Annotated in this window: 9 protein-coding genes; 4 read left to right on the top strand and 5 right to left on the bottom strand. The window is 46.7% G+C overall.

Features of this window, described 5'->3' with window-relative positions; translation table 11 throughout:
* Positions 1–8: 8 nt before the first annotated feature.
* The gene (gltB, locus tag XPG1_RS14795) at positions 9–4466 is read right to left on the bottom strand and encodes a glutamate synthase large subunit (protein WP_045959774.1); all 4458 of its coding nucleotides are present in this window, start codon (positions 4464–4466) and stop codon (positions 9–11) included.
* Between the two features lie 673 nt (positions 4467–5139).
* Here gltB and arcB point away from each other — a divergent pair.
* From arcB to mtgA, 3 genes are all read left to right on the top strand, one after another.
* Entirely contained in the window at positions 5140–7479 is a 2340-nt protein-coding gene (gene arcB / locus XPG1_RS14790; protein WP_045959772.1) for an aerobic respiration two-component sensor histidine kinase ArcB, read from the top strand.
* A 236-nt stretch (positions 7480–7715) separates the two neighbouring features.
* On the top strand, positions 7716–8369 hold the full coding sequence (elbB, locus tag XPG1_RS14785) for an isoprenoid biosynthesis glyoxalase ElbB (RefSeq protein WP_045959770.1): 654 nt from the start codon (positions 7716–7718) through the stop codon (positions 8367–8369).
* Between the two features lie 4 nt (positions 8370–8373).
* Positions 8374–9090: a monofunctional biosynthetic peptidoglycan transglycosylase gene (gene mtgA / locus XPG1_RS14780; RefSeq protein WP_045959768.1), complete on the top strand. Its 717-nt coding sequence runs from the start codon at positions 8374–8376 to the stop codon at positions 9088–9090.
* Between the two features lie 98 nt (positions 9091–9188).
* Here mtgA and dolP read toward each other — a convergent pair whose 3' ends face one another.
* The 4 genes from dolP to XPG1_RS14760 all read right to left on the bottom strand — a co-directional run bounded on the left by dolP (position 9189) and on the right by XPG1_RS14760 (position 12581).
* Positions 9189–9764, bottom strand: a complete 576-nt coding sequence (dolP, locus tag XPG1_RS14775) for a division/outer membrane stress-associated lipid-binding lipoprotein (RefSeq protein ID WP_045959766.1) — start codon at positions 9762–9764, stop codon at positions 9189–9191.
* Positions 9765–9775: 11 nt separating this feature from the next.
* Positions 9776–10366 (bottom strand): DnaA initiator-associating protein DiaA, encoded by a 591-nt coding sequence (gene diaA / locus XPG1_RS14770; RefSeq protein ID WP_045959764.1) that lies wholly within the window; start codon positions 10364–10366, stop codon positions 9776–9778.
* Positions 10367–10419: 53 nt separating this feature from the next.
* Positions 10420–10803 carry a YraN family protein gene (locus XPG1_RS14765; protein ID WP_045959763.1) on the bottom strand — a complete coding sequence of 128 codons (384 nt, stop codon included), beginning with the start codon at positions 10801–10803 and terminating at the stop codon, positions 10420–10422.
* A 68-nt stretch (positions 10804–10871) separates the two neighbouring features.
* Complete coding sequence (locus tag XPG1_RS14760; RefSeq protein WP_045959760.1) at positions 10872–12581, bottom strand: penicillin-binding protein activator; 1710 nt, start codon at positions 12579–12581, stop codon at positions 10872–10874.
* A gap of 63 nt (positions 12582–12644) precedes the next feature.
* Here XPG1_RS14760 and rsmI point away from each other — a divergent pair, with 63 nt between their 5' ends.
* Positions 12645–13520 carry a 16S rRNA (cytidine(1402)-2'-O)-methyltransferase gene (rsmI, locus tag XPG1_RS14755; protein ID WP_045959759.1) on the top strand — a complete coding sequence of 292 codons (876 nt, stop codon included), beginning with the start codon at positions 12645–12647 and terminating at the stop codon, positions 13518–13520.
* The last annotated feature ends 19 nt before the right edge of the window (positions 13521–13539 follow it).

Below are 13539 nucleotides of genomic sequence, written 5' to 3'. Positions count from 1 at the left end.
TTGACTCCTTACTGCGCCTGAACCCGCAATTCTGCGGAAGAACGGCTACGGTGTCCCAATAACGCACTGACATCACTGGATTTAGGTTTAACTAAAGCAAATTTATTGACCCATTGAGACCAATTTTCCAATAGGCTTTCGCCATGTTGAGAATTTGTCAGGCGGACATGTTCAGTGATTAATCCCCGCAGATGCTCTTTATGAATAGCCAGGCTCTCCATTGAGAGCACCTCCACCAGCTCTGCATTGACACGCTTGCGAAAATCATCAAATTCGTCCAGCACGTAAGCGAAACCGCCAGTCATGCCGGCCCCGAAATTGACGCCGGTGCTGCCTAACACACAGACGATCCCGCCGGTCATATACTCACAGCCATTGTCACCGATCCCCTCAATAACGGTAATGGCACCTGAATTACGTACAGCGAAGCGCTCACCTGCTCGTCCGGCGGCAAAGAGTTTTCCGCCTGTTGCCCCATAAAGGCAGGTATTGCCGATGATAGTCGCTTCGTGGCTTTTAAATGCGGAGCCAGCGGGTGGAAGGATCGCAATACAGCCACCCGCCATTCCTTTCCCCACATAGTCATTAGCGTCACCGATTAAGGTCAGTTCAACCCCTCCGGCATTCCAGACCCCAAAACTTTGTCCGGCTGTGCCGCTAAAATGCAGTTTGATCGGATCGGCCGCCCGGCCTTGATCGCCATAGCGAGCCGCTATTTCACCAGAGAGTGCGGCACCAACAGAGCGATCGGTATTTTGGATATCAAAATAGAATGTTTTGCTTTGAGCCTTTTCCACATAAGGCATCGCTTGAGCGACGATCAACTTATTCAGCTTACCCTCATCAAAAGGCGTATTTTCTTCAGTACAATGCAGGGACTTGCCGATATGAGGCACTGCGGTTTCCAGTAATGGTTCAAGATTGAGTTTGCTCTGTTTGGCTGAAACACCTTCCAGGATCTCCAGCAAATCTGTTCGACCAATTAAATCCGTCAGCTGCTTCACGCCTAGTTGTGCCATCAGTTCACGGGTTTGCCGGGCAATAAAGCGGAAATAATTCATGACCCTTTCAGGTAGGCCGTGATAATGAGACTGGCGTAATTTTTCATCTTGCGTAGCAACACCGGTGGCACAGTTATTTAAATGGCAGATCCGCAAATATTTACAGCCAAGGGCAACCATTGGACCGGTGCCAAAACCGAAACTTTCTGCGCCTAAAATCGCTGCTTTAATGATATCCACACCTGTTTTCAACCCTCCATCAACCTGAAGACGGATTTTATGGCGCAATCCATTGGCGACCAGCGCTTGTTGGGTTTCGACCAACCCCAATTCCCACGGGCAACCCGCATATTTGACGGAAGATAAAGGACTGGCACCCGTTCCGCCATCATAACCGGCGATGGTTATCAGGTCGGCATACGCTTTGGCGACGCCAGTGGCAATAGTGCCCACACCGGGTTCTGAAACCAGTTTGACGGAAATCAGTGCCTTTGAATTCACTTGTTTAAGATCGAAAATCAATTGAGCCAGATCTTCGATGGAATAAATATCGTGATGGGGGGGAGGCGAAATCAGCGTCACGCCTGGAACGGAGTAGCGCAATTTGGCGATATAAGGCGTGACTTTATCTCCTGGTAATTGCCCTCCTTCCCCGGGTTTCGCGCCTTGAGCAACTTTTATTTGGATGACATCGGCACTGGCTAAGTACGCCGGCGTCACGCCAAATCGGCCGGAGGCGACTTGCTTGATGCGGGAAACTTTATTGGTGTAATAGCGCGCAGGATCTTCCCCGCCTTCGCCGGAGTTGGAGAAACCACCGAGCGTATTCATCGCTTCTGCCAGCGCTTCATGGGCTTCAGGGCTGAGCGCACCAATGGACATAGCGGCGGTATCAAAACGTTTGAATAGGGCTTCTGCGGGTTCAACTTCGTCAATGCTGATGGGCGTACCGTTAGGCGAAATGGCAAGCAGATCCCGCAAAGTGGTGACCGGACGATGATCAACCAACTCCGCGTATTTCAGGTAATCACGGTAATCGCCACTGTGAACGGCGGCCTGCAATGTGCTGACAACATCGGGGTTATAAGCGTGATACTCCCCATTATGGACATATTTCAGCCCCCCTCCTTGCTCGATGGCATAGCGGTGTAACCATGCCCGTTTGGACAAATTGCGTAAATCCTGTTCAAAATCGCTGAAATCAGCGCCCCCGATGCGGCTGACAACCCCATTGAAGCAGATACTTGTCACGTCAGGATGCAGGCCGACCGCTTCGAACAATTTGGCGCAACGATAAGAGGAAATTGTCGAGATGCCCATTTTGGACATAATCTTATACAGCCCTTTATTAATACCGTTACGATAATTAAGCATAACGCGGGCATAGGGTGTGTTGATCGTACCATCATCCACCATCTTACCCAGTGATTCATAGGCCAGATAAGGGTAAACCGCCGTCGCGCCAAAACCGATTAATACCGCAAAATGATGGGGGTCGCGAGCACTGGCGGTTTCTACGATCAAATTGGTATCACAGCGCAGATTTTTCTCGACCAAACAGTGTTGGATCGCACCAACAGCCATAGGGGCAGGGATTGGTACTCTGTCCGGTGAAATATTGCGGTCGGATAACACCAGCATCACGGCACCCTGGCGAGCCCGTTCTTCCGCTTTTTCGCATAACGTTGAAACGGCCGCTTTTAGCGTGATTTCCTGTGGATTGAACGTTAAATCCAACGTGTCGGCGCGATAATAGGATTCCTGGCGGGTGGTGAGTTGTACAAAATCAGAGTAGAGCAGAACCGGCGATTCAAAGCACAAGCGGTGCGCCTGTCCTTCTGCTTCACAAAAGACATTCATTTCTCGCCCGATACGGGTTGCCAGAGACATCACGTGAGCTTCCCGCAATGGATCGATGGGAGGGTTAGTCACTTGGGCGAATTGTTGACGAAAATAGTCATAGATCACGCGTGGGCGGCTGGAAAGTACCGCAAATGGCGTATCATCCCCCATCGAGCCTGTCGCTTCTTGCGCATTTTCGCCGAGAGTACGGATAATTTGATCCAATTCTTCATGACTGTAGGCAAACTGTTTGTGGTAAGTGGCCAACAGGCGATCATCCAAATCTCTTTGCCCGACTTGCCCTTCCGGTAACGCTTCAAATGGTGTCAGACGTTTGACGTTTTTTGCCAGCCATTCTTGATAAGGATGACGGCTTTTCAAATCATTATCTGTTTCCGCAGAGTGAAGAATACGGCCTTCATAAGTATCGATGACCATTAATTCACCTGGCCCGACACGACCTTTTTCGATGACTTCATCGGGTTGGTAATCCCAAATACCGACTTCAGAGGCACAAGTCATCAGCTTATCTTTGGTAATCACATAACGGGCAGGGCGCAGACCATTGCGATCCAGGTTACAGGCGGCATAACGTCCATCGGAGATCACAATACCCGCAGGGCCATCCCAGGGTTCCATGTGCATAGAATTGAAATCAAAGAACGCGCGCAGATCCTCATCCATATCGGGGTTATTCTGCCAGGCGGGTGGTACGAGCAGACGCATTGCGCGTATTAAGTCCATACCACCATTGAGAAACAATTCCAGCATATTATCCAGTGAACTGGAATCAGAGCCGGTTTCATTAACAAAAGGGGCAGCCGTTTGTAAATCAGGGATCAGTGGGGTATGAAACTTATAGCTCCGTGCTTTAGCCCATTCACGGTTTCCCGTAATCGTATTGATTTCCCCATTATGAGCCAGATAGCGGAACGGTTGTGCCAGTGGCCAGCGGGGAACGGTGTTCGTTGAAAAGCGCTGGTGGAACAAACAGATGGAAGACTCCATCCGTAAATCGGCCAAATCGGAATAGAAACGCGGTAAGTCGGCGGCCATGCACAGCCCTTTGTAAACCATGATCAGGTTGGACAGGCTGCAAATATAAAAGTCGTTGTCGGTAATGCGTTTCTCTATACGACGCCGGGAAACGAACAGGCGGCGTTCCAGATCCTGCGGCCGCCATCCGGCGGGTGCGTTGATAAAAACTTGCTCAATACGGGGGAGGCTTGACAGAGCAATATCACCTAAGATATCGCGATGAATAGGCACTTCCCGCCAGCCCACAATGGACAGTGTTTCGTGTTGTAATTCCTGCTCGATAATGTCACGACATGACTGGGCTATTTGGGCGTCCTGACTGAGAAATAACATGCCGACGGCGTAGTTTTTAGCCAGCCGCCATGAGTGTTCATTGGCGATCATCTGAAAGAAGCGGTTGGGTTTTTGCATCAACAAGCCACAGCCATCCCCGGTTTTTCCATCTGCCAGAATAGCGCCTCGGTGTTGCATACGCGCCAGGGCATGTATGGCTGTCCGCACCACTTTGTGGCTCGGTTCCCCTTCAATATGGGCGATTAATCCAAAGCCACAGTTATCTTTTTCCTGCAATCTATCATACAACATTGTAATGCTCCCCAATTTCTGTCCGACACGTTCTGTCTGACTCCCACATCAACTCGTGAGATGGTGTAGATATATTTCTACAGGCGTCTAATTCGCGCCCTGAGTTAAACGCCACTTGTTTTATTCGTCTTAACAAGCGGTGAATCAAAATGATGTTATGTCATATCACTGCATAAATATGAGCCGAATGAGTATCCGGCAGGTGAGTTTCAGTGAATTTCCAACTTAGCGATAAAAATCGAGTAGGTCAAATAGTATTAAATCATATTTTTTATAGAGGTCTTTTGGTTATGATTTTGATTTTAAAATAAAATAAATTGTATTTTTTATTTCGTGACCAAGATCATACGCTTAATTGATGTGATTTATATCACTAAAATTATGACGTTATCGCTTTTGGATATGCTTAAAAACGCTTTTATCTTAATATTTTATTTTAAAAATTAATCATAAATTAGATTTATATTGTATATTTTCCCATTTACAAGAAGAAGCCATTGTCTGTTTTTCGGTCTAAAAAATAAAGTTCCGGTTTGTTTGAATAATTATTCAAATCGTGGTTGGGTTTTATGCTTTTTGAGAACGCCGGATGATACCACTCACGAAGTTAGCGTTTTTTTACGTTATGATGCAGTCTGGTGACGTTACTGGGAAAGATTGACTGGGAGTGGTTATGAAGTTGATTCGGGGGCTTGCCCAATATTATGTAGATTTGATGATGAAACTGGGACTGGTGCGTTTTTCTCTGCTATTGGCATCTGCGCTGGTTATTCTAGCGATAACGATGCAGATGGCGGTGACTATCTTACTGCATGGAACCATTGAGAGAATTGACTTAATTCGCTCTATCTTTTTTGGTTTATTGATCACCCCCTGGGCGGTTTATTTTCTGTCCATTGTTGTCGAACAACTTGAGGAATCTCGTCAACGTTTATCCAGTCTGGTGGCTAAATTTGAAGAAATGCGTCAGCGCGATGCGGTCTTAAATCGACAACTGAAAGAAAATATTGCGCAATTAAATCAAGAGATCAGCGAGAGGGAAAAGGCGGAAAAAACCCATTTGGTTTTGCTGGATAAGCTGAAATCAGAAATGGAACGTCGTGAAAAAACCCAGATTAAACTTGAACAGCAATCAATATTGTTGCGTTCATTTCTGGATGCCTCCCCGGATTTGGTTTATTACCGCAATGAGGAGAATGAGTTTTCCGGCTGTAACAGGGCGATGGAGTTACTGACCGGTAAAAGTGAGAAACAGCTCATTGGTTTGACACCGATGGAGGTTTACGATCAAGAAATTGCCAGTAAGGTGATGGAAACCGATGAAAAAGTATTCCGTCACAATGTCTCTCTGACCTATGAGCAGTGGTTGGTTTATCCTGATGGGCGCAAGGCTTGTTTTGAGCTGAGGAAAGTCCCTTTTTACGATCGCGTGGGTAAGCGACATGGGTTAATGGGATTTGGACGCGATATAACGGAGCGTAAGCGCTATCAGGACGCATTAGAGAGTGCCAGCAGGGATAAGACCACGTTTATCTCTACGATTAGCCATGAGCTTCGTACACCGCTAAATGGCATTGTCGGCTTGAGCCGAATCCTGATGGACACTGATTTAACCCCAGAACAGCGTAAATATCTGGAAACGATCCACGTCAGTGCTGTCACTCTGGGGAATATTTTTAACGATATCATCGAATTAGACAAAATCGAGCGCCGTAAAATTCAGCTAAATAACCAACAGATTGATTTTACGGGTTTTATGACCGATTTAGAGAACATCTCAGTCTTATTAGCGCAACCCAAAGGCATTAAATTTGTACTGGAGCCTGATCCGTCATTACCCGCCAGCGTGCTGAGCGACGGCACCCGCCTGCGACAAATTTTGTGGAATCTGATCAGTAATGCCGTGAAATTCACCCTGCAAGGTGAAATTAGAGTCCGTATCTGGTGTGAAGAAGGAGAACGGTTATTATTTGAAGTGACGGATTCCGGCATTGGTATTCCCACCGATGAGTTGGAAAAAATCTTCGCGATGTATTACCAGGTGAAAGATTGCGCGGGGGGGCGCCCTGCAACCGGAACAGGGATTGGTCTGGCGGTGTCGAAGCGTCTTGCGCAAAGTATGGGGGGAGACATTACGGTGAAAAGTACATTAGGCAAAGGTTCCTGTTTTACGTTGTCTGTTGTTGCTCCGGCCATTGGGGAACACCCGAAAGGCGAGGCTGAACAAGACAGCGTACCATTGCCGGTACTGCATATCTTGCTGGTCGAGGATATTGAACTAAATGTCATTGTGGCTCGCTCTGTACTGGAGAAACTGGGAAATACGGTGGATGTTGCCATGACTGGTCATGAGGCATTGGCGATGTTTGATCCTGATGAATATGATTTAGTATTACTGGATATCCAGTTGCCGGATATGACCGGGCTTGATATCTCCCGCCAATTGCACCAGCGTTACGCTTCCCAAGCTCTGCCACCGCTGATTGCGTTGACCGCGAATGTATTGAAGGATAAAAAAGAATACCTTGATGCCGGTATGAATGATGTGCTCAACAAACCCCTCTCGGTTAAAGAATTAACTGCCGTCATAGAAAAATATTGGGGTAAGTCATCGGCGTCTGACAACACCCTAGCGGCAGTGGAGATGGTGAACCAGGATGAAGAACGGCTAGATACCGAGTTGTTGAACCAATATATCGAATTAATTGGGCCAAAAATGATTATCGACAACCTGGCCATTTTTGAAACCTTGATGCCAAATTACCTTTCTTTGCTGGACTCGAACATGACGGCCAGAGATCAAAAAGGGATTACGGAAGAAGCGCACAAGATTAAAGGGGCGGCAGGTTCAATAGGATTACGTCATTTGCAGCAGTTGGCTCAGCAGATCCAATCACCGGATTTGCCTGCGTGGTGGGACAATGTTCAGGAATGGGTGGATGAGTTAAAGTCGGTATGGAAACAGGATATAGAAATTTTAAGAAATTGGTTGTCAGGTGCGACAAAAAAATAACCCCAACCGAAGTTGGGGTGCGCTAATACTGCGCCAACACCAGGGAAACTTGTTTGCCCGCTTATCTAAGATTTGTTTTCGATGCGAGTCATTAAAGAATTATTTCACACGGAACACAAGTACCAACATAGCAAAGATAAGATTTTTTGTTACAAGATTCATTAAAATCTGTGATGAAGATTGGTGTTTAACCCTCTAAGGGGTTAAGCATTAATCTACTACAAAAGGAGAGAAATATGAAATCTGTTGCCATCATATTCAGTGGTTGCGGAGTATACGATGGAAGTGAAATTCACGAATCAGTCCTAACTATGCTCTCTTTAAGCCGTCTTGGCGCTGAAGTGTCTTTTTTTGCTCCTGATGATAGACAACATCATGTTATAAATCATCTTAATGGCGAAGAAAAGCAAGAAGTTCGTCACATAATGGAAGAATCTGCCCGTATAACACGTGGAAATATACAGCCTTTAGCTAACCTTGATACAGATAAACTGGATGCGTTAATTATTCCTGGCGGTTTTGGCGTGGCCAAAAACTTATGTAATTTTGCATTCAAAGGGGCAGATTGTGAAGTTAATAAAGAGTTATTAATGTTATTGCAAGAGATGCATAAAAAAGGTAAGCCAATGGGGTTTATGTGTATAGCCCCGGTGATGGTCCCTAAAATATTAGGTAAATCAATAAAAGTCACCATCGGAAATGATCCCGAAACGGCGGCTCAGATCGTGCGGATGGGGGGAATACACGTTGAGTGTCCAGTTGATGATATTGTCGTTGATTTTAAAAATAAAATTGTAACGACACCCGCTTATATGCTCGCGGAATCTTTGTCTCAGGCAGAAAAAGGCATTGATAAGTTGGTCAGGAAAATATGGGAAATGATTGAGTAATCGGATGCTAAATCCTTTTTCAAAATTGTGGCGCTACCTGAAAAAAATAGTCGCATCGATCACAATTCTGTGGCTTGTTGCGATCATCGCTTTTTCATTTTTGCCGGTGCCATTTTCCATGTTGATGGTAGAGAGACAAATTGGCGCTTTGATTTCGGTTAATTTTTCTTATGTTTCTCGTTCGTCATGGGTTGATCAGAATCAAATCTCCCCTTATATGGCATTAGCGGTCATTGCCGCGGAAGATCAAAAATTTCCAAAACATTGGGGATTTGATTTTGAGGCTATCGAATCTGCGATGGTACATAACAAAAAATATCAGCAGCGAATTCGGGGAGCATCGACCATTTCTCAGCAAACCGCCAAAAATTTATTTTTATGGGAAGGGCGTAGTTGGCTAAGAAAAGGATTGGAAGCGGGGCTGACGGCGGGACTGGAATTACTGTGGTCAAAGAAGCGTATTTTGACGGTCTACCTCAACATTGCTGAGTTTGGTCATGGTATTTTTGGTGTTGAGGAAGCGGCTCAGCACTACTTTGGCAAATCGGCCAGTCGATTGACCTCTTCTGAAGCCGCATTGCTCGCGGCGGTTCTGCCGAATCCCCGTCTTTACCGTGTGAATGCGCCCTCCAAATATGTCTTACAGCGTCAACAATGGATTTTGCGCCAAATGCAGTTAATGGGAGGCGCAAATTACTTAAAACAACAGGATTTGAGATAGGAAACGTCAGGTCACCAGGCAAAATAAAAAGCGGCCTTGGTTTGGGCCGCTTTCAGGGTTGTTAATCGTTGTCAGTCGAGTATTGCGCTGGTCTGTTCTCAGTTGAGATAGGTAAATGCAGTTGTGACACGTTTTACGCCGCTGGTTTCACTGGCGATTTTCGCCGCATCAGCGCCTTCCTGTCGTGTGACGACACCCAATAAAAAGATTTCACCATTTTCTGTCACCACTTTGATGCTGGACGATCTCACTGAATCACTGGCTAAAATTATGGAGCGTACCTTGGCGGTTAACCAGGCATCGGAGGAAGCTGTGCCCAATGAAACCGGGTTGCCTTGACGGATCTCATTATAAATCACGTCCGTCCCTTCAATCTTCGCAGCAATCTGCTTTGCCCGTTCAGCCAGCGCCATATTTGGGCTTTGGCCGGTTAAAAGAACCTTGCCTTGATACACCGTGGTGATCACACGAGCTTGAGCCTTAATTTGTGGATCTTTACTGATGGCGTTGCTGACACGCGCTTCCAGTGTGGTATCGTCAACTTGTTGGCCGATTGTCCGCGGATCTGCCCCCGCTTTTGTGGCAATGGCCGCAGACCCCACGACAGCCGCACCAATACATCCTTGTAATAGCATGACACTGCAACATACCAATAACAGAGAAAATAACCGCATGAGTGGACTCCTTATTCATCCTGATGAGGGAATAATGTATTGTCGATTAAGTCGCACAGACAGTTGATTGTCAACATATGAACTTCTTGGATCCTGATACTGTGATGTGAAGGAATACGTATTTCAACATCTTGAGGGCCAAGTAACCCCGCTAATTCCCCGCCATCGTAACCTGTCAGTGCGACAATCGTCATATCGCGTGTCACCGCAGCTTCTACAGCCTTGATAATATCCCGGCTGTTTCCGTGTGTGGAAATGGCAAGCAGCACGTCCCCGGTATGCCCCAATGCTCTGACCTGTTTGGCGTAGATTTCGTCAGGCTGTTTATTATTGGCAATGGCGGTGATGACGACATTATCGGTATTCAGTGACAGAGCGGGTAGACTTGGACGATCAGTTTCAAAACGATTGATCATGCTGGCGGCAAAACGCTGTGCCGTTGCGGCAGAACCCCCATTACCGCAGCAAAGAATTTTATTGCCGTTTAGCAGTGATTGAACCATCATCATTGCGGCGCGTGAGATTGCGTCGGGTAATGCTTCTGCTGCTGCGATCTGAGTTTGAATACTTTCTGTGAAGCAGACTTTAATTCTATCCAGCACGTTTTTGACCTATTTATATTGGAATATATGTAATTAACGAGAAGATTAAGAACCTATTGCAGTAGGTTCTGATTCAGGGTGAAGGCGTTTTGCAGCCATTCAAATTTTTGTCCTGTTATCGCACAAATATCAAAGCGGCATGATGCTGTTTCCAGGCATTCATTGCGTCGGTACAGCCAGACTGCTGCTGTATGCAAAAGTTTTCTGCACTTGCTTTGAGTAATTGTAGCAACGGCATCACCATATTGTGCAGTCTGGCGGAAACGAACTTCAACGAATATCCATGTATCGCTATCACGCATAATCAGATCGATTTCACCGCCCCGAATTTTTACATTTTCTGCAACAAAGACAAGCCCCTGTTTTTGCAAAAACAGTTTAGCTTGTTGTTCATAATGGCGTCCTAGCGCATAGCGATGACTTGTCGTTTTTTTCATCCTGAAATGACCTCAATCTTGTCCATCATGTGCAGTGATGGGTTTTTATCTGCTTTTGTACCTTGCCGTTATTGTGTCTGCGAACTTGTATCTTCTGGGCTATGCACATCGTCTGGCGTATTCACCTCGTCAGTGCGATCTTCGAGCACGATGCGACCCTGATTGAAGCGCATCCAGGGTAGCTGACGCAAGATGGTGCAGTTATCTGTGACGGAAAGTTCGCCTGATGCCCCTTTCAGATTGAATCCCGCCTGCCGCAGGTGGGGAAATTGATTAGCCAGTGACCAGGCGTCAATGCCCATTGCGTAAAGACGCATCAGGGAATAGTCATTGGTGAATTTTTTCGCCGCTTGCTGAATTAAAGGGGGATTAGTCCCCGTCAGTAATGGAATATCACTAAATTGCATCCCATCCATTTCCAGCCGGAAATCCGGGCCTGAGCCTGATGTATTACTGCGAGAATTCGCGTAGAGCGCCGGTTTTTGACGGGAGCTGATGGCCATATCGATCATCGGTTTGATGAGACTCAGTTCATCGGCGTTTGCGACAATGTAAACTGCATCGACCGGATCAAGCGCATTCACAGACGTTGTGGTTGAACGGGGAGAAATCATTGGTGTACCAGACAAACGAATGCCAATACCACGATTCATGGACTGCCGCATTTCACTCAGCGTACCAAAAGATTGTTGGCGTACTGTCTGCCCGCCCAATATCTGCCACTCTTCGGCAAAGGCTTTTGCAATTCGGTGCCCTAATTCTGTGGGCGGTATTAACACCAAAGGTGTTTGTTTTTGTTGTTGCCAAAGATGTTTTGCCGCATTTTTCGCTTCATCTTCAGGAGAGAGTGAAAAGTAACAGATATTTGGCCGCGGTTGTGGCACGTCGGGTTCATTGAGTGCCAGAATATTCAACGGCGTCTCAATCTGAGCTAATTGTTCGACGTTAGGTTTCAGCAAAGGCCCGACAACCAGGGTCACCCCTTCTTGTTGAGCTTGTGCCAGCAGTGTGGTGAGTGGCTGGCTGCTGGTGTCATAAACTTTTACAGTCTGATCCACCGTCGATGCAGTGTCCGTGGCTTCAGGTGCCGGTATCGTCGTTACAGCGTCAAGGTTCTCTGAATTTGCTGCGTTGGCATTTTCAGGTGACACGGGTTCGGGTAATCCTTTTTGTGCATCAAGGAAACCTTGACGAATCGCGTTACCAAAAACCTTGGCCTGACCGTCCAACGGCAGAAATAACCCGATGATGGCAGGGTGGTCTTTGGTTTCTTGCAACAGGATTTGTTGCAAGGAAGAGGGTAAACGGTGTGCCGCCGGGTTGTCTGAATAACGGATTTGCCAATCATGAACAGCAGAACGCAGTTTCTCCAGATCCTGTTTATTCGTTTGATAGGTACTGAGTAAATCAAGCCAACCCTGCAAGGTATATTCATTGGCATTAATCACCAATTCGTTCATTTGCTGCGGAGAAAGGTGTGTCAGTAATTGCCAGGTTTCATCAAGGTTTTTCTGACGAGCCGCGTCATCTGTTGCGTAAGGCTCCAACGCGATATAGGCGCGGATACTATCCAACAATGGTGGGGGATTGACGGATTGATCGTGTGCTGCGTCAATAATGGCCTGATAGCGGTTAATCTCTGCACTGATATTGTCTTTAGGCCCAGAAGTTGGTTGCCCTTGCTGTTCGGGCATGGTACACCCTGCAATAATCATAGCCGACAGCAGGGCTGTATAAGCTAATCCATTTTTAAAACGCACAAAAATTGAGGGAAGCATACTGTATCCAGAGATGTTTTTTTCAAAGATGCTCAATTTTAAATCGGTCATTCGGATGAAACAATGAATCAAACCAATCGAGCAGTGGTTACGACATCCACGCTGTATGTCGTGCCAACCCCCATTGGAAATTTGGGTGATATGACTCAGCGTGCTCTTGAAGTTCTTAAACATGTCGATCTGATTGCAGCCGAAGATACGCGACACACTGGCTTGTTGCTTCAACATTTTGCCATTAATGCGCGCATGTTCGCACTTCATGATCATAATGAACAGCAGAAAGCAGATCAATTAATTGCCAAACTTGAACAGGGAGCCAGCATCGCATTGGTCTCTGATGCGGGTACACCTTTAATCAACGATCCGGGTTATCACCTGGTGCGCCGTTGTCGTGAGACGGGTATCAATGTGGTTCCGTTACCTGGCCCTTGTGCAGCGATTACCGCGCTGTCAGCGGCAGGTTTGCCTTCAGATCGGTTTTGTTATGAAGGTTTCTTACCCGCCAAAAGTAAAGGACGTCAGGATACCTTGCGTGAATTAGCACACGAGCCACGAACGCTCATTTTCTACGAATCGACACATCGTCTGTTAGACAGTTTAGAGGATATTGTGGAAGTGTGGGGAACGGATCGTTATGTGGTATTAGCCCGGGAATTGACCAAAACGTGGGAATCGATTCAGGGAATGCCGGCGGGTGAGCTTTTATCCTGGATCAGAGAAGATGAAACTCGCCGTCGGGGTGAGATGGTTTTGATTGTGGAAGGGTATCGTAAACCTGCGGACGATAGCCTGCCGCCGGAAGCAATACGGACACTGGCATTACTGCAAAAAGAACTTCCTTTGAAAAAAGCGGCGGCGTTGGCAGCAGAGATCCACGGTGTCAAGAAAAATGCGTTGTATCGCTATTCACTTGATCAAAATCAGACGGGAATTGAATAAAGGGGCGTGAAAACCCCTA

The sequence above is a fragment of the Xenorhabdus poinarii G6 genome, assembly GCF_000968175.1.
GTDB classification, from domain to species: Bacteria; Pseudomonadota; Gammaproteobacteria; order Enterobacterales; family Enterobacteriaceae; genus Xenorhabdus; species Xenorhabdus poinarii.
The sequence above is the reverse complement of the archived record's forward strand: the minus strand, read 5'-3'. Positions and strand labels throughout refer to the sequence as shown.